We start from the raw sequence: 19,710 nt of genomic DNA on the forward strand, positions 1-19,710 counted from the left end.
GGCTCGCAAGAGCCATTTTTATTTTAAGCCTGGGCCTTGCTGCGGCGCCGTCCTACCCAGGTCAGCAATCCCAGGCCCGCCAGCAGCATCGCATAGGTTTCCGGTTCCGGCACGGCCGGAATCGGTGGCACGACGCCGCCGCCGCCCGTGTCTATCGCGCCATTGCCGCCGCCACTGCGGTCGAAGCCGCCGCTTGCGCCCCCGCCGCCGACACCGCCGCCACCGGCCGGGGGCATAATGCCGCCACCTGAGGAGGTCAGCAGTGGTTCATAGACATCGCTGGCGCCGAGTGCGCGGCCAACGCGATAGCCGCGTCCTTCGATGGCCGGCTCTTCCTGCGCATACACGAAATCGCGGCTGCCGAAATGGTGTTCGCCGGTGCTGGCCAGCAAGTTGGGACTGGCGCCGTAGCCGCTATCCACAGGCTGGCTCAGGGCGCTGGCGAGACCGTGACTATTGCCCGAAAATGCAGGCGTGCGTAACATCTGGTCGGATTCTGCCTTACTGAAGTCGGGCGTCGAACCGACACCGTCATTGCTGCGCGTACCAAAGTTGACGAAGCCGTTCGCTAGGCTGCAGCCGCTGCTGGAGCTGTCCGGATTGAACTCTCCCCCCTTGCCGTCGCCATCCGTATTGGCCGCTTCGCAGCGTTTGCTGTTGTTTTCGGCCTGCGCCGCCGTCGCTTGTGCTTGCGCCATGCCTGCCGTCATGAAGAGGGCTGCGGCAAAGGCGGCGCTGACAGCAGAGTGGTGGATGCGTGGTTTTGACATGGTGTATCTCTTCAGAATTTACCCGAACGCCGCGCTGGTGCGCGGTCAGTTCGCGATGTGATTAATGTTGCTACCGATAATGCAATCTGTAGTGCATGGCGATGTTGCATTCCAGGAGGCATGCGAGGCTGGGGCCTGCTCTCATTGTGGCGGTACGCTTGCTGCGAAGCTGGTTGTTGTTAGGAACCAAACTTATTTGCCTTAAATATATCACATTTTTCCTGGCGGCGTCTTTTTGAGATGTTCCTTGGTGCACTTTGTTGCAAAAAAAATGCCTTGCCGGATATCAAAAAAGCTGGGCGGGCACGACTTTTTACTCCATTCGGCTTAATCAAATGTCATCAAGTCGTCATCCCGGGCGTTTAATATGCAAATAACAAGTCTGAAATACTTTTGTTAATTGTGGCGCGCCGGCCGATCATGTGGGGCCGGCGTCATTTATTTACCGACCGGGATCCTCATGCACACTTCGTTTTCCCCCTTGCGCACGCCGCTGCGCCTGACCGTCATGGCCGCCGTGCTGGCCAGCCTGTCCGTCCCAGCCCTGGCTGCTTCCGATATCGTCATCAGCCAGGTGTATGGCGGTGGCGGCAATACGGGGGCGCTGTACCGCAACGATTTCATCGAAGTCTTCAACCGCGGCGCCAGTCCCGTGAACCTGGGCAACTGGAGCGTGCAATACGCGTCCGCCGCTGGCACGAGCTGGTCCGTGACGGCCTTGCCGGCTATCGATTTGCAACCAGGCCAGTATCTGCTGGTCCAGCAAGCCAAGGGCGCGGGCGGCACGCAGGACTTGCCTGCGCCAGATGCCACGGGCAGCCTGGCCATGTCCGGCACGGCAGGCAAGGTGTTGTTGAGCAATAGCAAGACGGCCCAGACGGGCGCCAGCCCCACGGGCGCCGCCATCGTCGACCTGGTCGGTTTCGGCACGGCCAACGGTTTTGAAGGCGCCGTGGCGCCCGCGCCATCGAATACCCTGTCGATTACGCGCGCGAATGGCGGCTGCGGCGACACGGACGACAATAGCGCGGACTTCGCGGCCGGCAGCGTGGCGCCACGCAATACGGCGTCGCCCTTGAATGTGTGCGGCGGTCCCGTCGTGCACCAGATCGTCACCACTTGCCCGGCCAGCCTGGCCTTGGCTGTGGGCAATGGCGGCAACGCCGTGCTGCGCGCGTCCGACGTCGATGGCGTCGTGAATGCTGCTATCTTGAGCTCGCCGGCCGTGGCCGGCATCAGCCTGGCTAATTTCAGCGCGGCCGGCGTGGCGGGCGAAAGCGCCAGCGTGAACCTGCTGGTGGCCGCCGGCGTGCCGGTGGGCAATTATCCCGTCATCGTCAATTTCAGCAACGACCAGCTGCAAAGCGCCAGCTGCAAGATCGATGTCGCCGTGCAAGGACTGGCCGCCGTCAGCCACACGATCCCGCAAATCCAGGGCAGCGGTGCCAGCAGCCCCTACGCCAATTCCGTGCAGACGACGGAAGGCGTGGTGACCCTGAAAGTGGGCACGGGCTTCTTTATCCAGGACGCGGCCGGCGATGGCGACCCGTCGACGTCGGACGGCATCTTCGTGTACACGGGCGCGACGGCCACCACCGTGCAGCCGGGCGAACTGGTGCGCGTGACGGGCACGGTGGTCGAATACACGCCATCGGGCGCGAAAAATTCCTATACGGAATTCAAGGACGTGACGGCCATCCTCACGCAAAGCGCGGGCCACAGCATCGTGCCGGCGAACGTGACCTTGCCGAACGAGAACCTGGCGGCAGTGGAAGGCATGCTCGTGCGCTTCACGCAACCGTTGACCGTGTCGCAAAACGCCTATCTGGGCGCGCGCGGCGAACTGAGTCTGTCGGCGGGGCGTCGCGAAGTCCCGACCAACCGCTACCCGGCCGGTTCCGCCGAGGCGCAAGCCTTGACCGCCGCCAATGCGAACAACCTGATCGTGCTCGATGACGGCATTTTCGTGGTGCCAGCGACGATACCGTACATCGGCCAGGACAACACCGTGCGCAGCGGCGACACGGTGGCCGATCTGACGGGCGTGGTGGACTTTGGCGCCATCGGCGGTGGCGGCGCCGCGTACAAATTGCAGCCGACGCAAACGCCGCAATTCTCGCGCGACAACCCGCGCACGGGCAGCCCGGAACTGCCGTCCGGCAACGTCAAGGTGGCCAGCGCCAACGTGCTGAATTTCTTTACGACCTTTACCAATGGAAATAACGTATTTGGCCAGACGGGGCAGGGCTGCACCGTGGGCACTTCGACCACGAAGAGCAATTGCCGCGGCGCCGACAACCTGGCCGAGTTCGTGCGCCAGCGCGACAAGATCGTCGCCGAACTCAAGACCATCGATGCGGACGTGGTGGGCTTGATGGAAATCCAGAACAATGGCGAAACAGCCGTCACGTACCTGGTCGAACAGCTGAACGCGGCCATCGGCGGCGTCACGTACGCCGTGGTGCCGAAGCCGGCCGCCACGGGCACGGACGCCATCCGCGTGGCCATGATCTACAAGCCTGCCAAGCTGGGCCTCGTGGGCGGCGCCTTGTCGGACGCCAACGCCATCAACAACCGTCCGCCGATGGCGCAAACCTTCCGTGCCGGCAATGGCGAGAAATTCTCGCTGATCGTCAATCACCTGAAGTCGAAGGGCAGCTGCCCCTCGAGCGGACTGGACGCGGACCAGAACGATAGCCAGAGCTGCTGGAACGCCACCCGCGTGCAGCAGGCCCAGCGCCTGGTGGGCAGCTTCGTGCCGCAGGTGGCGGCCGCCGCCGGCGACGCGGACGTGCTGGTCATCGGCGACTTGAATTCGTATGGCGCGGAAGACCCGATCCAGGTCATCACGGGCGCCGGCTTCGTCAATGAACTCGAGCGTTTCGTGCGGCCGTCCGGCATGCCGTATTCGTACGTGTTTGGCGGCCAGAGCGGCTACCTCGACCATGCACTGGCCAGCGCTTCGCTGAGCCCGCAAGTGGCCGGCGTGGCCGAATGGCATGTGAATGCGGACGAGCCGGAAGTGATCGACTACAACATCGACTCGGCCAAGCCGCAAGACCTGTACAACGCCTTGCCGTACCGCGCCTCGGACCACGATCCCGTCGTCATCAGCCTGGACTTGCAGCCCGCCTACCGCGACATCACGGCCGGCGTGGCGCAAGCGAGCTCGGGCCTCACGTACAACCGCGTGACGCAAAAATACACGGGCACGTTCTCGTTCACCAACACGGGCACGAGCGTCTTGAACGGCCCGTTCCAGGTGGTGTTCGGCGGCTTGCCTGCCGGCGTCAGCCTGGCCAATGCCACGGGCAGCCATGCGGGCGCCGCGTATGTCACCGTCAACGCGGCCAGCCTGGCGCCGGGCGCGACGGCCTCGTTTGCCGTCAGTTTCATCAATCCGTCGAAAGTGACGATCAATTACTCGGCCAGCATCTTCGCCGGCAACTTCTAAGGACACCATCATGTTGACAACGACACTCAACCTCACCCTGCGTCGCGCCGTGTTGGCCGCCGTGCTGGCTGGCAGCTCCAGCCTGGCGCTGGCGGACCCGCTCGGCTACCACGTGGAGATCGACACGAGCGCCTTTTCCGGCGCCGGCTTCCTCGACTTCGCCTTTATCGCCGGTAACAGCCCCGCGCCGGGCGCCAGCGCCGTGCTCAGCAATTTCTCGGGCGCCTTTGGCGCACTGGAATCGGTGGAAGGCAACGTCAGCGGCAGCTTGCCCGGCACCTTGACCTTTGGTAATAGCGGCGCTTACAACGACTGGTTCCACAACGTGACCCTGGGCGGCAAGTTCGGGTTCAACATCGTCTTTGGCGGCGACTTCCTGAACACGGCCGGCAACGCGGGCACGACGTTTGGCGTGGGCTTGCTCGACTACACAGGCATGGCTTACCTGGGCAATACGAACGGCAACCTCGTGCAGTTCGAACTGACCCCGCTCAACGGTGGTTTGCCGGCCAGCATCGCCGGCAGCACGTATGCGGGCATCGCATCGATCTCGGCCGTGCCGGAAGCGTCGGAATGGATGATGCTGACGGGCGGCCTGGCGCTGATCGGTTTTGCCCTGCGCCGCCGCCAGCCAGTCACACGCGCATAGTTTTTTTTCCAGCCTGGACACAGCGCGCCTGCGGGCCGCTGTGTTTTTTTTATCTATTTATTCGTAATAGCTATAAATCAGGAAACTAAATTGTATTAGTCACCGTTTTACGCTTGATGCATAGTCAAAAACTTGTCGGGCAGTCTAGTATTTTCATGACTGCCGCCAACTTTTTCGGGAGATGCATCGATGCCTGGCCATATCCTGGTGCTGGACCCTGCGCCCTCCATGCAGGCGCTGCTGGCGCACAACCTTGAGGGCGCCGGCTACCGGGTCAGCTGCGCCGTTGACGCGCGCGGCGCGCTGGCGCTGCTGGCGACCGACCCGCCCGACGTGCTGCTGCTGGAATGGGAACTGCCGGATGCGTCCGGCATCGCGCTGCTGCGCCAGGTGCGCCAGGATGGCGTGCTGTGCGACTTGCCCATCATCATGATCAGCCCACGCGACAGCGAACAGGACAAGGTGCTGGCGCTGGAAAGCGGCGCCGACGATTACCTGTGCAAGCCCTTCGGCCCCCGTGAAATGCTGGCCCGCGTGCACGCGCTGCTGCGCCGTCGTGCGCCATCTGCCTTGCGCGCAGGTACAGGCACGGCCGGGGCTGCCGCCTTGCGGCTCGATCCGCACACCTTGCGCGTGACGGCGGGCAAGGTGCCCATCCACCTTGGCCGCGTTGAATTCAAGCTGCTGCATTTCCTCATGGACCATCCGGGCAGGGTGCACAGCCGCGCGCAACTGCTGGACCAGGTGTGGGGCCATGCCGCCTACCTGGACGAGCGCACGGTCGACGCCCACGTGGGACGCTTGCGCCACGCCTTGCAGCCGGGCGGTTGCGGCCACCGCATCGAAACCGTGCGGGGCAGCGGCTACCGATATCTGGCGTTTGATACCGCCGATGCGGCCGTGTACGCATGATGCTGCTGACGGGGCGGGAGCAGGAATATCTGTTGCACGCCATCCTCGGCGCGCATGGCATCGCCGCGCCCGGCGATTTCTTCCTGTGGAGCCAGGGGCCGCTGCAAACGTTGTTGCCGCACGACATATTGATGTGCGCGCAGCTGGACGCCGACGGGGCCGTGCTGCGCAGCGAAGCCTGGCACAGTGCCGCGCCCGACCACGCGCTGCTGCGCCAGCGCCAGGGGCAGCTGGCGCACCTTGCGCTGGCCTGGCGCGCGGGCGGCCGGAGGGCGGGCGTCATCGACGGCGTGCTGGTGCATGGCAGCGTGGGCGACGCCGGCGGCAGCTTTTTTGCCCTCTTCGCCGTGACGCCTGCGGACGCGGCGCGGCAAGCGTATGTGCTGGAATTGCTGCTGCCCTATCTGCACGTGCACTGGCTGGCGCTGCCAGGCAGCCAGCGTGCGCGCGTGACGGGCCCGGCTGCCACGCGCGCGGCCAGTGCGCGCGAGCTGGAAGTGCTGCATTGGGTGCGCGAGGGGAAAAGCAATGACGAGGTGGGACAAATTCTCGGCATCAGCGGCGCCACGGTGAAAAGCCATTTGCAGCGTATCTACAAATTACTGGGTGTCAGCAACCGCACGCAAGCCGTGTCGCGCGGCATCGCGCTGCGCCTGCTCAGCCATTAGCGCTGGTCCCGCGGCCGGGCCTGACTCTTTTCATTACCATCTTGCATGTGTTCGATGCTGCCGGGCGATACCCGCGCCACGTCCGGGCTCGCCTGCAGGCGGGCCACTTCGACCGGTGTCAGCATGGCGGCAAAGCCATTGAAGGCCGCCGTGTAGCGATATTGCACGGGAGCATCGGGTACCAGCGCCAGCACGGCGCGCTGCTGCGCTTCCAGCCGGGCCGTATAGCGCCGCGCCGTGTCGCTGTTCGTATCGAGCCCATGCACGCCGTCCGCTTGCGAGGCCAGCGGCGCGGTGCGTAATTGCACCACATAGGACTGCCGCGCCTCGGCGGCCTGCGCCTCCACAGGCAGGACATGGATGCCGGTCATGCCGGCCAGGATGGCAATGCAGAGGCGAAATGTGGACATGCGTCGATTGTACGCGCGTCGCGCATAAAAAACGCGCCCCGCAGGGCGCGCCGTGTTACTGCATGAGCGATACCGTTACAGCTTGGCGTCCGCCCTCACGTTACGCTGGCTGGGGACGGCCAGCGGCAAGGGGTTGTTGGTCTCCACCGACAGCACGGTGGTGGATGCCGCCGCGTTGTTGCCATCAAGGAAGACCACGCCGCCCAGGTAGCGTTTGCCCGTTTCCAGCCCCGACCAGCTGACGCCGGCCGTGGCGCTGCCGCCCACATATACCTTGGTTGGCAGGGTGGCTTTCAGGTTGCCGCCCTTGTCGGCTGTCGTGACGACGGCCGACGACAGGCCGAAGCCGGTCGAGACGCCATTTGCCAGTTCGTAGCCGATCACGCACACCTTGTAGTTGCCTGCCGCCGGGGTGGTGACGGTGATGGCCTCGTTCGAGCCGGCCGTGGCCGAGGTGGCGACCGTTGCGCCGGCGCTGTTGAGCAGCAGCATGTCGAGGTCATTGCCGGCGCCTTCCGTGGTGTCGCGGTCGAAGATTTCGAAGCGCGCCACGACGGTGCTGGCGGGAATGCTGACATTGACTGCGCGCACGCCGCTGCCGCCCGCCTTGCACGCGTCGGCCATCTGCGCCAGCGTTTCCACGCTGCCCGGCGCGGCCTGGTTGACGGTTTGCTCGCTGCGCGCCACTTCCTTCAGGCCGCCCGTCGCCGCGCCGACCTTGCCGGCAAAGCCGGTGGACAGGGTCAGCGAACGCAGGCCGCTGACCTTGTCGGCTTGCAGCAATGCGGGCGACTGCACCGCGCGGCCCGAGCGGGCCGTGACGGGGCTGCGCACCGTGTGCACGCCGTCGCTCCACACGAGGGCGCCATACTGCCAGGCATTGTCCGGCGCCGTCGTGCGCGCCAGGGTCACGGTGAAGGACTTGGTTTCGCCGGGCGCCAGTGCCAGGGTGGCAGGCGTTACCGTCACGCTGTAGCCGCTGAGCGAGGCGCTGGCCGTGTAGGTGGCGCTGCTGCTGCCCACGTTGGTGACGTGGCGCGTCACCGTTTGCGTGCCCAGCACGTTGCCGATGGTGATGGACGGCATGTTCAGATTGTAGCCGGCCAGGGTGCCGCCCGCGCATTCGGCCGTCATGCCGACGCCGCACATGTATTTCTTGTAGTCGGCCAGGCTGGCGTCATACACGAGGCCCGGATCGGTCGCCTTGTTTGGCGTCACGTGGCCCGCGCCCTGGCCCCATGGCAGGATGCCGCGCGCGTCGCCGGCCTGGATGTCGGGCAAGGTGGCGCTGCCGGTCGTCATCAGGGCCGACTTGATGGCGGCCGGGCTCCAGTCCGGATGCTGCTGGCGCAGCAGGGCGGCCAGGCCGGCCACGTGCGGGCTGGCCATCGAGGTGCCTTGCAGGAAGATGTAGGCTTGCGCCGGTACCAGGCTGCCATCCTGCACGGCGTCGCGCTGGGCGCGCGACAGGGCAGGCGTGCCGCCGGCCAGGATGTCCACGCCCGGCGCGGTGACGTCCGGCTTGAGCAGGTTGGCGTCGTACAGGTTCGGGCCGCGCGACGAGAAGTCGGCCACCACGGGGGCGGCGGGGCCGTTGCCGTTGGTGACGAAGCGCGAGATGGCGGCCGTGGCCGCGCCCGTTTGCGCCTGGGCGTTGATCAGCGCGCCATCGGCGGCGCTCACGTGCACGGCCGGCAGCACGTGCGGGTCGGACACCAGGCCCACGCCCGTGTCGACCAGCACCATGCCGGCGCCGCCCGCTTCGAGCACGGCGACGCCCTTGTCGGTACGCGCCGTGGTGCCGCGCAGGCAGCTGACGACCTTGCCGGCGACCTTGGCCGGGTCCAGCAGGGCCACGCCGCCGTTGTCGCCGGCGCGATAGCACAGGGCCAGTTTTTGCGCATCGGCGCCGGGCAGGCCCGCGTCTTGCGCGCGGATCAGGGCGGTGGCAGGCAGCGGGTTGTAGTTGAGCGAAGCGCCCGTGTAGCTGGAGCCATTGCTCAAAGTCACCTTGGCCTGGTTGGCGCGGTTATGCGTCGAGGCGGCCACCGTCGTGATCCACGGGCTGACGTGGGCTACCGTGTTCGCCGGTCCCGCATTGCCGGCGGACGCGGCAACGAAGACGCCCGCATTCGACGCATGCAGGAAGGCTTGCTCGACCGGGTCATTGACGGTGCCGCCGCCGCTGATCGAGTAGTTGATCACGTGCACGCCATCCTGCACGGCTTTTTCGATCGCCGCCACGCTGTCGCCACCGTAGCAGCCGTTCTTCGCACCGGTCGGCTGGGTGGCCAGGTTGTACGACCAGCACACCTTGTAGACGGACAGGCGGGCGCGCGGCGCCACGCCGGAAATGGCGCCCAGCGGCGTGCCGTTGACGGTCACGGGCACGCCCGCGTTGCCGCCCGCGGTGGACGAGGTGTGCGTGCCGTGGCCGCCTTCGCCGTTCGGGTCGCCGATGGAGTCGCGCGGCGAGGTGAATTCGCTCCAGTGCTGGATCTTGTCCGTCTCGGTCAGGCGCACGGCGTTGAAGTATTGCGCGCCCAGCAGCTTGTTGTTGCAGTGGTCGGACGTAAAGCCTTCGCCTGCCTGGCAGCTGCCTTTCCAGGCGGCCGGCGCGGGGCCGTAGGCCAGGGTGGCGTTCGGGTCGAAGGTTGGGGCGCCGTTGGCGTCGACCTTGTCCGCATACGACAGGTTTTCCGGCCACACGCCGCCATCGACGATGCCGATGATGATGTTCTCGCCCGCATGCTGCTTGCCGCCCAGCTGGCTCCACAGGCCGCCCGGCTGGTCCAGGCCCAGGAAGGTGGGCGTGTAGTTCGTTTGCAGGGCGCGCGGCTCGTCGGGCGCGATGCTGGCCACTTCGCCGCTCGCCTGCAGCTGGCGCACTTCGGCGTCGGTCAGCAGGGCGGAAAAACCGTTGAGGACGATCTTGTACTGGTATTGCACGGGCGCGGCGGCGACGAGCGCCTGTACCCGCGCCTGTTTCTGCTCAAGGTAGTCGCCGTACAGCTGCACTTGCGTGCTGGCCAGGTCGAGGCGGCTGCCGGCGGCAGGCTGGGTGGCATCGAGGCCTTCCACCGAGCCAGTGTAGGAGGCGATCGGTTTGTCGGTCAGCTGCACGATGTAGGGGCGGCGCAGGTCGTCGGCGTGGGCCTGGAAGCTGAGGCTGGCAAACAGGCTCAGCACGGCGAGCGAAATGGGACGCAAGGCGGGACGGAATGTCATGTAGGGTTTCCTGGTGACGGTAGCGGAATCGAAAGGGAAGATCAGGCTTGCTGGCGACGGCGCGCCGCGAAACCGATGCCTGCCAGGCCCAGCAGCATCATCGCGTAGGTCGATGGCTCCGGTACCGAGGCGACGATATTGTCGAGCGCAAACTGGCCCTTGTTGGTGCTGAAGGCATTGCAACTGCCGGCCGTGTTGCAAGTGAAGCCGAAGAAGGCCAGCGAGGCGAATTGCTGGCTGCCGAAGCTGGCGCTGGTGTTGTAGTGCTGGAACAGGAAGTTGCCGCCGACGGGGCCGCCCAGCTGATAGGTTTCATAGATGGAAGAACCGTTGGCGTAGAAGCCTTGCACGCGCAGCAGGCCGGCCACGGCCGGATAGGTGACGCCCTGGGCGTAGCCGATGAAGCTGGCGTCGAAGCCCTGCAGGCTGACGCTGCCGCCCGTCTTCAGCGGATCGAGGTAGACGATGCCGTCGTTCAGCGATGCATAGTAATTGCTCGTATTGTTGGTCGGGCACGCCATGCCGCAGGCGGCCCGATCCGTGCCATCGAACACGGCGCCGACCAGGTCGCCATAATTGGCACCGGCGGCATTCGAAGCACCCGTCAGCAGGAATTTGCCAAATTCCAGGGAGTCGCCATGGCCGACGAACTGGCTGTCGACGTTGTCAAAGTTGATCACGTCCGCGATGGCGGCGGGGGCCCAGGCGGCGGACAGGGCCAGGATGGCGGCGCCGGTCCACTGCTTGGCCGAGAAAGGACTTGCTGCGGCAGTTGCCTTCGAATGCACAATACGAGTCATGAATTTTCCCTTGGTGATTATGTAGGATGCAATATGTTTTGCGTCTGGGATGCTCTCTCCTGCGCGGCCGGATAGGATTAATGCGGACCAATGCGTAGAAAATTGATTTTTACTATAGCAAAAGAGGCAATTTCATTGTTTGATATTCTTGCAAATTTAATTTGAAAGTTACAAATAATGAATGAATAAAATTCATCATTTACTATGAGTTGGTAACCAGGAGTAGATAGTTTCTGGATTGAAAATAGTTGAGTAATTAACCAGGCTGTCAAGCGCGCGCGGCGCCGTGGCGGTTTCGCGCACACTGGATGGTTTCCGCGAGAATTTGTTGTTCACAGTACAAAGAAAAGATTGTATTAACCATAACCGGCATGGTAGGCTGATACGCATCAGGCAAGCGCGTGTCGCCCGTGCGTGGCCATCCGCCGCGCATGGCGACGCAATGTATTGAAGGTAGGCAATAAGGAGTTAGCGGATGCATGCAGCACACAGGCAGAACCTTGCGGCAACGCGCCATGCGCGCGGCTTTACCTTGCTCGAATTGCTGGTCGTGATCGTGATCATCGGCTTGCTGGCGGCGTATGTCGGCCCCAAGTATTTCGCCCAGTTGGGCAAGTCGGAAGTGACGGTGGCCAAGGCGCAGATCGAGGCGTTTGAAAAATCGCTCGACACCTACCGCCTCGACGTGGGGCGCTATCCGACCACGGAAGAGGGTTTGGCCGCGCTGCTGGTGGCGCCGCCCGCCGCCGGCACGCGCTGGAATGGCCCCTACCTGAAAAAAGCCGTGCCGCTCGACCCGTGGGGTCATGCCTATCAATACCGCGCACCCGGCAGCAAGGGCGAGTACGACATCGTCTCGATGGGCAAGGATGGCCAGCCGGGCGGCAGCGGCGAGAATGCCGACATCAGCTCGCAATAGCGCCAGCACCATTCTTTTTCCTACGGACAAGCCATCATGCAGTTCGAAGTACGCGCGCTTTCCACGGACCAGGCCGTAGCTACCTTGCAGACGTGCGTGATCGACGGGCGCGACGAGGCCGACGCGCGCCGCCAGGCCGAGGCGCGCGGCCTGTTCGTCAGCGCCATCCGCCCCGTGCGGGCCACGCCGTTCAGCGCGGCCGGGCGCCAGCGGGCGCGGGCGCTGCCCCTGCTGCTGTTCAGCCAGGAATTGCTGGCGCTGCTGCAGGCGGGCCTGGGCATCGTCGAAGCGCTGGAAGCCTTGCTGGAAAAGGAAGCCTCGCCGGCCACGCGCAGCGTGCTCACGCGCCTGCTGGAAGGCTTACGCGAAGGCAAGCGCTTTTCCGCCGTGCTGGGCGAGCAATCTGAACTGTTTCCTCCCTTGTACATCGGCATCGTCAAGGCGGCCGAGGGCACGAGCGACTTGCCGCGCGCGCTGTCGCGTTACATCGATTACCAGCAGCGCATCGATGCGGTGCGGTCCAAGATCGTCAGCGCCGCCATCTATCCCGCCATCCTGCTGGCCGTGGGCGGCGGCGTCAGCGCCTTCCTGATCAGCTATGTGGTGCCCCGTTTCGCCGAGGTATACCAGGGCGCCGGGCGCAACCTGCCGTGGATGTCGCAAGTGATGCTCAGCTGGGGCCAGTTCGTCACCGAACACGGCGTGCTGTTGCTGCTGGGCCTGGCGCTGGTCGGCAGCATCGTGTTGACTGCCGTGCGGCGCGTGCTGCGCAATGGCGGCGTGGCGCGCCTGCTGGCGAAACTGCCCGGCATCGGCGAGCGCGTGCGCATCTATGAATTGTCGCGCCTGTACCTGACCCTGGGCATGCTGGCCGAGGGCGGCATCACCATCGTGCAGGCGATCGCCACCGTGCAGGCCATGGTCTCGCCGGGCATGCAGGCGTCCTTGCAGCGGGCGCGCGGCGCCATCGAGGCGGGCCAGCCCCTGTCGTCGGCGTTCGAGCAGCACCAATTGACGACGCCCATTTCCCTGCGCATGCTGCGCGTGGGCGAGCGCACGGGCGACATGGGGCCCATGCTGACGCAGTCGGCCGCTTTTTACGACGGCGAAATCAGCCGCTGGATCGACCGTTTTACGCGCACCTTCGAACCCTTGCTGATGGCCGCCATCGGCCTCGTCGTGGGCGCCATCGTGATCCTGCTGTACATGCCCATCTTTGACCTTGCCGGCGATATTTCATGAACCAGATTTCCTCCGTTCCTGTCGCCATCGATCCCGCGCTGCTGCAGCGCGCGCGTATCCTGAGCCGGCAATCGAAGCGCAGCCTGGTCGAGGAATTGCAGGAGCTGAGCGGCATCGAGGCGCGCGCCGTGGTGCGCGAACTGGCGCGCCCGTTCGGCCTGGACGTGCTGGAAACGGCCGACATGCTGGCCTTGTCTCCCGCCTTCGACGTGCTGCCCCTGTCGCAGGCGCTGGCGCGCCACAGCGTGCTGCTGCGCGCCGCCGGCGGCCAGCTGGTGGGCGTGATCGCCGACCCGTTCGACCTCGACCTGCAAACCTGGCTCGGCGCGCGCGCCGGGCAGGGCGTCTTGGACGTGCGCCTGGCGCTGCAGGCCGACATCGGCGCCTATTTGTCGAAGCAGGAAGAATCGGCGCGCGCCGTCGACAGCCTGCTGCCGGGCGCCGCCACCGACGCGCGGCGCGACGGCAAGACGGCCGCCGTGCTGTCGTTCGCCAGCGTCTCGGAAGCGGCCAGCCCCGCCGTCAAGCTGGTCAACTCGACCCTGTATGACGCGCTGAAGGCGGGCGCCTCGGACATCCACCTGGAAAGCACGGCTGGCGGCCTAGCCGTCAAGTACAGGGTCGACGGCGTGCTCGATCACGCCACGTCCGTCAACGGCATCGAAGTGGCCGAGCACATCATCTCGCGCCTGAAAGTGCTGGCCGAACTCGATATCGCCGAGCGCCGCGTGCCGCAGGACGGCAGCTTCCGCGTCGAATCGGGCGGGCGCGAAATCGACTTGCGCGTCTCCATCATGCCCAGCATCCATGGCGAGGATGCCGTCATCCGCATCCTCGACAAGCGCGCCATGATAGAGGCGTATGGCGCGCTGACCCTCGAAGCGCTGGGCTTTGACTCGCCATCGCTGGTCGCCTTGCGCGCGCTGGCGCAGGAAGCCTATGGCATGCTGCTCGTCACCGGCCCCACGGGCTCGGGCAAGACGACGACCTTGTATGCGGCGCTGACGGAAATCCATAACGGGCGCGAAAAGATCATCACCATCGAAGACCCCGTCGAATATCAGCTGCCCGGCATTTTGCAAATCCCTGTCAATGAAAAGAAGGGACTGACCTTTGCCAAGGGCTTGCGTTCCATCCTGCGCCACGACCCCGACAAGATCATGGTGGGCGAGATCCGCGACCGCGAGACGGCGGAAATCGCCGTGCAGTCGGCCCTCACGGGCCACCTGGTGCTCACCACCGTGCATGCGAATAATGTGTTCGACGTGTTCGGCCGTTTTACGCACATGGGCATCGACCCGTATGCCTTCGTCTCGGCCCTGAACGGCATCTGGGCGCAGCGGCTGATCCGCACCAACTGCCCCCATTGCGCCACGGAGTACACGCCGGACGACAGTGAGCTGGCCAGCGTGGGCCTGGCGCGCGCCGACGTGGGCGAGTATCAATTCAAGCAGGGCAAGGGTTGCGGCGATTGCCGCGGCACCGGTTACAAGGGGCGCCGCTCGATCGCCGAGATTCTCGTACTGACCGATGAAATTCGCGAACTGATCGTCGATAAAAAACCGATCCGCCAGATCAAGGCGGCCGCGTATGCGAACGGCACGCGCAGCCTGCGCCTGGCGGCGCTGGAACTGGTCAAGCGGGGCGCCACCACCATCACGGAAATCAAGAGGGTCACCCTGCATGCGTAGAGGTCTCGGACAAGGATTGCGCCTGGGCGTGGCGGCGGGCAAGGTGAGCCTGTGGCGCAGCAGCCGCTGGCGCACGCCCGCATGGACCTCGCTCGGCGAAGCCGCGTATGCACCGGACGACGCGGCGTACGGCGGCTTTGCCGCCCTGGGCCAGGCGCTGGAACAGATACTGCCGGCTGGCGAATACGCGGGCTGGCCCTTGTCCGTGGTGCTCGACGATGGACTGGCGCGCCTGTGGCAAGTGGACATGCCGCAAGGCGCCGCGCGCCTGGTCGACATCGAGGCGGCCGCCGCGCTGCGCTTCCAGTCGCTGTATGGCGATGCGCCGGGCCTGTGGCACATGAGCCGCGCCTGGGATGCGCGCGCGCCCTTCTTTTGCGCCGTGCCCCGTGCGCTGCTGGCGCAGCTGACGCGCGTGGCCGACGCACGCAAGCTGGCCCTGATTTTCATTACGCCGCAATTCGCGCGCCACTGGAACCGCTGGCACGGTGCCTTGAAGCCGGGCGCCTGGTTTGGCCAGTTGCAGGAAAATACCCTGACCCTGGGCGTGCGCCACGATGGCCGCCTGCGCGCCGTGCGCGCGCTGCCCGTGCCGCCTGGCGCTGGCAGGGACTGGCTGGCGCAGACCTTGGCGCGCGAGGCGCTGCTGCAAGGCGTATGCGCACCGGCGCTGCTGCAGCTGTGCGGCGCGCCGCCGTCCGCATGGCTGACGCCGGCGAAAGAACTCCACTGCCAGCTTTTTTCTACGCCGGACGGGGAAGGCGCCTTGTCGCCTGCCGCCCGGCTGGCGCATAGCGGAGGCGTGGCATGACGCGCCTCGATATCGATTTCGCGCCGCCAAACTGGCGCCGCAGCCTGCACCGCGTGCCCGCGTGGGCGTGGTGCGTCGGCGCGCTGGGCGTGGCGCTGGCCGTCACGGCGGCGTACGGCGGCAGCGCCGCGCTGCAGCGCCAGCAGCTGCGCGAGGGACAGTTGCAGCGCGCCCAGCAGCGCGTGCTGGCTGCCACGCAGGGGCCGGCGCCGGTGGTGTCCACGCCGATCGCACCCGCACAGGCGGCGGCCGTGAACGCGGCCATCCTGCAATTGAACCTGCCGTGGCGCGACCTGCAGGATGCGCTGGCCAGCGCCACGCCGCCCACCGTCGCGCTGCTGGCGCTGGAACCGGACGCGCGCAAGCGGATATTGAAAATCACGGCCGAAACCACCGGCAGCGACGCCATGGTGGCCTACATCGCGCAATTGAAGCGGCAGGAGCTGTTCGGCACGCGCGTGCAGCTGCTGCGCCATGAAATCAACGCGCTCGATCCGAACAAACCCTTGCGCTTCCAACTCGAAGCGCGCTGGGGCACGCCATGATGGCCATCGACCTCAATACCTTGCGCCTGCGCGCGCAGCTGCTGTTGCGCCGCCTGGGCGCGGCAGCCTGCGTGGCCGTGGCCCTGCTCGCGCTGGGCGTGGCCGCCTGGGTGTGGGCCTGGCAGCAGCGCGCCGTGGCGACGCAGCTGGAAGCGCGGCCCTTGCCGCAGCCAGCGCTGGCCGTGGTGGCCGCGGCGGCGCCGGCGACGGCCAGCGAAAACCTGGCGCGCTTTTATGCCGCCTTGGGACAGCAGCGCCACGCGGAGCAGCAGGTCAAGCAGCTGTTCGACCTGGCCGCGAAAAACGGCTTGCTGCTGGCGCAGGGTGAATACAAGAGCGGCTACGACAAGGCCAGCCGGGTCGCTACCTACCAGGTGACCTTGCCGCTGAAGGGCAGTTATGCGGCCGTGTCGCAGTTCGCGCTGCAAGCGCTGCGCGCCGTCCCTTTCGCCTCGCTCGACGAACTGAGTTTTCGCCGCGAGCAGATCGCCGATACGGATCTCGAAGCGCGCTTGCGCCTGACCTTTTATCTGAGCGATGCGCCGGGCGCTGCGGGAGAGGTGCCGTGACCCCGCGCCATTATCTGATGCTGGCCGGCGTGCTGGGCGCGGGTGCCTTGCTGCTGTTCGGCGAGCGCCAGCCCGTGGCCGACGTGGCCGAAGCCGTGGAGCGGGCCGTCGCGCCCGCGCGCCATGCGGCGGCCAAGGCGCCGGCCGCGCAGCCGGCCATCCTGGCCCTGCTGCCGCGCAGCGAAGTGGCGGGCGAGGATGGCGATACCTTTGGCGGCGCCGGCGCGGTCTTCCAGAGCCAGAACTGGAATCCGCCGCCGCCAAAAATGGCGGTGACGGCCGCGCCGCCGCCACCGCCGCCGATGGCGCCGCCGCTGCCCTTCGTCTACCTGGGCAAGGCGGCCGCCGACGGCGCCTGGGAAGTGTTTTTGTCGCGCGCCGACAAGACGTATATCGTGCGCGCCAATACCGTCATCGACGGCGCCTACAAGGTCGTGGCGATCGCGCCGCCCGTCATGACGCTTACCTACTTGCCGTTGAACCAGGTTCAGCAGCTCAACATTGGAGTTTCCGAGTGATGTCTCGTTCCTTTTCATCGGCGCTGCTGCCGGTACTGCTGGTGCTGCTGTCCGGCTGCGCAGGGCAGCAAGCCTACCGCGACGGGCGCGAGCTGATCGCGCAAGACCAGGTGCCGGCCGGCCTGCAAAAGCTGCAGGAAGCGCTGCAGCAAGACCCCGGCAACGCGCAATACCGCAGCGCCTATCTGCAGGCGCGCGAACGGGCGACCGGCAGCCGCTTGCAGCAGGCCGAGCGGCAGGCGCAGGCGGGGCAGGCCGAGCTGGCGCGTGCCTCCTTCATGAGCGTGCTGGAAATCGATGCGCAGAACGAGCGCGCCAACAGCGGCTTGCGCGCGCTCGATCGCGAGCAGCGCCAGGGCAAGCTGCTGGCCGAGGCGCAGAAGGATATCGACGCGAAGCGCTACGACCCCGCGCGCCAGCGCCTGAACGCCATCCTCACGGAGCAGCCGGCTCACGCCGGCGCGCGCGCGCTGCTGCGCGACGTCGACGAAAAAACGGCGCCGCCCGTGGTCGAATCGGGCCTGGCCAAGTCGTACAAGCAGCCGATCACGATCGAGTTCCGCGACGCGCCGCTGAAACAGGTGTTCGAGCTGATCGCGCGCCGCTCGGGCCTCAATTTCGTCTTCGACAAGGACGTCAAGGCGGACGCGAAGACGTCGATCTTCCTGAAGAACAGCACGGTGGAATCGGCCGTCTACTTCCTGCTGGTGACGAACCAGCTGGAACAGCAGGTGATGGATGCAAACACGATCCTGATCTATCCGAACGTGGCGGCAAAATTGAAGGAATACCAGGAAGTGCTGGTGAAAACCTTCTTCCTGGCGAACGCGGACGCCAAGCAGGTGGCCAACACGCTCAAGACCATTTTGAAAACGCGCGACGTGGTGGCCGATGAAAAGCTCAACCTCGTCATCGTGCGCGACACGCCCGAGGCGATCCGTCTGGCCGAACGCCTGATCGCGCTGCAGGACGTGCCCGAGGCGGAAGTGGTGCTGGAGCTGGAAATCCTCGAAGTCAAGCGCAGTCGCCTGATGGAACTGGGCGTGGCCTGGCCGACGAGCCTGACCCTCACGCCGCTTTCCACCTCGGGCGGGATAGGCCTGACCATCAATGATTTGAATAACCTGAACCAGCGCACCATCGGCGTGAGCGACCTGTCCGTGACGGCGAACCTCAAGAAGACGGATGGCGACGCGAACATCCTGGCCAACCCGCGCATCCGCGTGCGCAACCGGGAAAAGGCGAAATTCGTCATCGGCGACAGGGTGCCCGTGGTGACCACCACCATTTCGCCGGGCACGGGCGGCTTTGCTTCCGAGTCGATCAGCTACCTGGACGTGGGCCTGACGGTGAACGTCGAGCCGACCATCTATTTGAACAATGAAGTGGGCATCCGCATCTCGCTCGAAGTGAGCAACCTGGGCGCGGCCACCACCACCCGCAGCGGCTCGACCCTGTACCAGATCGGCACGCGCCAGGCGTCGACCATGCTGCAGCTGAAGGATGGCGAAAACCAGGTGCTGGCGGGCCTGCTCAATAATGAGGAACGCAGTTCCGGCAACAAGGTGCCGGGCCTGGGCGACATCCCCGTGCTGGGGCGGCTGTTCGGCAGCAGCAAGGATGACAGCCAGAAGACGGAAATCGTGCTGTCGGTTACGCCGCACCTGGTGCGCACGGTGCAGCGTCCGGAAGCGAAGGAATCGGAATTCTCGGCCGGCACTGAAGGCAGCTTCCGCCGCCGTCCCGACATGGCGGCCAAGGCGCCCACGCAGATGCCGGGTACGGTGATCGTGCGTTCCGGCCCGTCGGCCGTCGGCATGCAGCCGGCGCCGGCGCAGCCGATGATGACGCCGGGCGCTCTGCCGGCGCCGCTGCCGCAGACGGTGCCCGCGCCGGAAGTGGCGCCGTCGCCCGAGCCGGCCCCGTCGCCCCTGCCGATATCGTCGGGCCAGCCCGTGCCGCTGCAGGCGGCGCCCTTGCCGCTGTCATCGAGCCAGCCTGTGCCCGTGGCGCCGCCACCGCCCGCCAAATGAGACTGGCGCATGCACAGGGTGGGCGGGACGGTTTCACCCTGATCGAACTGCTGGTGACCCTGGCCATCCTGGGCGTGCTGGCCACCCTGGTGATCCCCGTCACGCAGGTGACGGTGCAGCGGCGCCAGGAACAGGAATTGCGGCGCGCGCTGCGCGAGATCCGCCAGGGGATCGATGCGTATAAACGGGCCGGCGACGAGGGCCGCATAGCGCGCGCGCCTGACGCCAGCGGCTATCCGAAAAGCCTGGAACTGCTGGTCGAGGGCGTGCCGGACCAGCGCAACCCGAAGCGCAGCAAGATGTTCTTTTTGCGCCGCGTGCCGCGCGACCCGTTCAATGGGAACGCGGGCCTCGGCGATGCGCAAACCTGGGGCAAGCGCAGCTACGCCAGCGAGGCGGCCGAGCCGCGCGAAGGCGACGATGTGTACGATGTGTACAGCACATCCGGCAAGACGGGATTGAACAACGTGCCCTACCGTTTATGGTGAACC

17 protein-coding genes are annotated in these 19,710 nt (G+C 65.9%); 13 read left to right on the plus strand and 4 right to left on the minus strand.

The annotated features are described in order from the left end of the window. Nucleotides 1-23: 23 nt before the first annotated feature. Nucleotides 24-770, minus strand: a complete 747-nt coding sequence (locus tag CLU90_RS30000; RefSeq protein ID WP_232731336.1) for a PEP-CTERM sorting domain-containing protein — start codon at nucleotides 768-770, stop codon at nucleotides 24-26. Nucleotides 771-1,230: 460 nt separating this feature from the next. On the opposite strand from CLU90_RS30000, the gene CLU90_RS25770 reads away from it, so the two are divergent. From CLU90_RS25770 to CLU90_RS25785, 4 genes are all read left to right on the plus strand, one after another. Then, nucleotides 1,231-4,224, plus strand: coding sequence for an ExeM/NucH family extracellular endonuclease (locus CLU90_RS25770; RefSeq protein ID WP_100429189.1), 2,994 nt, complete (start codon nucleotides 1,231-1,233; stop codon nucleotides 4,222-4,224). A 10-nt stretch (nucleotides 4,225-4,234) separates the two neighbouring features. Then, on the plus strand, nucleotides 4,235-4,873 hold the full coding sequence (locus tag CLU90_RS25775; RefSeq protein ID WP_092715188.1) for an NF038129 family PEP-CTERM protein: 639 nt from the start codon (nucleotides 4,235-4,237) through the stop codon (nucleotides 4,871-4,873). A 189-nt stretch (nucleotides 4,874-5,062) separates the two neighbouring features. Further along, nucleotides 5,063-5,785, plus strand: coding sequence for a winged helix-turn-helix domain-containing protein (locus CLU90_RS25780; protein WP_100429190.1), 723 nt, complete (start codon nucleotides 5,063-5,065; stop codon nucleotides 5,783-5,785). Then, on the plus strand, nucleotides 5,782-6,453 hold the full coding sequence (locus CLU90_RS25785; RefSeq protein WP_100429191.1) for a LuxR C-terminal-related transcriptional regulator: 672 nt from the start codon (nucleotides 5,782-5,784) through the stop codon (nucleotides 6,451-6,453). Before CLU90_RS25780 ends, CLU90_RS25785 begins: the two co-directional genes overlap by 4 nt. Here CLU90_RS25785 and CLU90_RS25790 read toward each other — a convergent pair. From CLU90_RS25790 to CLU90_RS25800, 3 genes are all read right to left on the minus strand, one after another. Beyond that, nucleotides 6,450-6,863, minus strand: a complete 414-nt coding sequence (locus CLU90_RS25790; RefSeq protein WP_100429192.1) for a protease inhibitor I9 family protein — start codon at nucleotides 6,861-6,863, stop codon at nucleotides 6,450-6,452. The two genes, CLU90_RS25785 and CLU90_RS25790, sit on opposite strands and share 4 nt — an antisense overlap. Before the next feature lie 75 nt (nucleotides 6,864-6,938). Next, nucleotides 6,939-10,091: a S8 family serine peptidase gene (locus CLU90_RS25795; RefSeq protein ID WP_100429193.1), complete on the minus strand. Its 3,153-nt coding sequence runs from the start codon at nucleotides 10,089-10,091 to the stop codon at nucleotides 6,939-6,941. Between the two features lie 41 nt (nucleotides 10,092-10,132). Continuing rightward, a complete protein-coding gene (locus CLU90_RS25800; protein ID WP_092715198.1) occupies nucleotides 10,133-10,891 on the minus strand; it encodes an NF038120 family PEP-CTERM protein in 759 nt (252 codons plus the stop codon). Nucleotides 10,892-11,366: 475 nt separating this feature from the next. Here CLU90_RS25800 and gspG point away from each other — a divergent pair, with 475 nt between their 5' ends. Genes gspG through CLU90_RS25845 form a run of 9 tightly spaced genes read left to right on the plus strand, consistent with a single transcriptional unit; the run spans nucleotide 11,367 to nucleotide 19,707 of the window. Beyond that, a complete protein-coding gene (gene gspG / locus CLU90_RS25805; RefSeq protein ID WP_034751618.1) occupies nucleotides 11,367-11,810 on the plus strand; it encodes a type II secretion system major pseudopilin GspG in 444 nt (147 codons plus the stop codon). A gap of 36 nt (nucleotides 11,811-11,846) precedes the next feature. Then, nucleotides 11,847-13,052, plus strand: coding sequence for a type II secretion system F family protein (locus CLU90_RS25810; RefSeq protein ID WP_100429194.1), 1,206 nt, complete (start codon nucleotides 11,847-11,849; stop codon nucleotides 13,050-13,052). Beyond that, nucleotides 13,049-14,743: a GspE/PulE family protein gene (locus CLU90_RS25815; RefSeq protein ID WP_092715202.1), complete on the plus strand. Its 1,695-nt coding sequence runs from the start codon at nucleotides 13,049-13,051 to the stop codon at nucleotides 14,741-14,743. The genes CLU90_RS25810 and CLU90_RS25815 overlap by 4 nt, the downstream gene beginning before the upstream one ends. Further along, entirely contained in the window at nucleotides 14,736-15,554 is an 819-nt protein-coding gene (locus CLU90_RS25820) for a hypothetical protein (protein ID WP_157808902.1), read from the plus strand. The genes CLU90_RS25815 and CLU90_RS25820 overlap by 8 nt, the downstream gene beginning before the upstream one ends. After that, entirely contained in the window at nucleotides 15,551-16,099 is a 549-nt protein-coding gene (locus CLU90_RS25825; RefSeq protein ID WP_092715206.1) for a hypothetical protein, read from the plus strand. The genes CLU90_RS25820 and CLU90_RS25825 overlap by 4 nt, the downstream gene beginning before the upstream one ends. After that, on the plus strand, nucleotides 16,096-16,668 hold the full coding sequence (locus CLU90_RS25830) for a hypothetical protein (RefSeq protein WP_100429196.1): 573 nt from the start codon (nucleotides 16,096-16,098) through the stop codon (nucleotides 16,666-16,668). Before CLU90_RS25825 ends, CLU90_RS25830 begins: the two co-directional genes overlap by 4 nt. Next, entirely contained in the window at nucleotides 16,665-17,186 is a 522-nt protein-coding gene (locus tag CLU90_RS25835) for a hypothetical protein (RefSeq protein ID WP_100429197.1), read from the plus strand. Before CLU90_RS25830 ends, CLU90_RS25835 begins: the two co-directional genes overlap by 4 nt. Continuing rightward, the gene (locus CLU90_RS25840; RefSeq protein WP_100429198.1) at nucleotides 17,186-19,219 is read left to right on the plus strand and encodes a secretin N-terminal domain-containing protein; all 2,034 of its coding nucleotides are present in this window, start codon (nucleotides 17,186-17,188) and stop codon (nucleotides 19,217-19,219) included. The genes CLU90_RS25835 and CLU90_RS25840 overlap by 1 nt, the downstream gene beginning before the upstream one ends. Then, nucleotides 19,216-19,707: a type II secretion system protein gene (locus CLU90_RS25845; protein ID WP_100429199.1), complete on the plus strand. Its 492-nt coding sequence runs from the start codon at nucleotides 19,216-19,218 to the stop codon at nucleotides 19,705-19,707. Before CLU90_RS25840 ends, CLU90_RS25845 begins: the two co-directional genes overlap by 4 nt. Nucleotides 19,708-19,710: the final 3 nt, after the last annotated feature.

The sequence above is a fragment of the Janthinobacterium sp. 67 genome (assembly GCF_002797895.1).
In the GTDB taxonomy this organism is placed as follows: domain Bacteria; phylum Pseudomonadota; class Gammaproteobacteria; order Burkholderiales; family Burkholderiaceae_D; genus Janthinobacterium.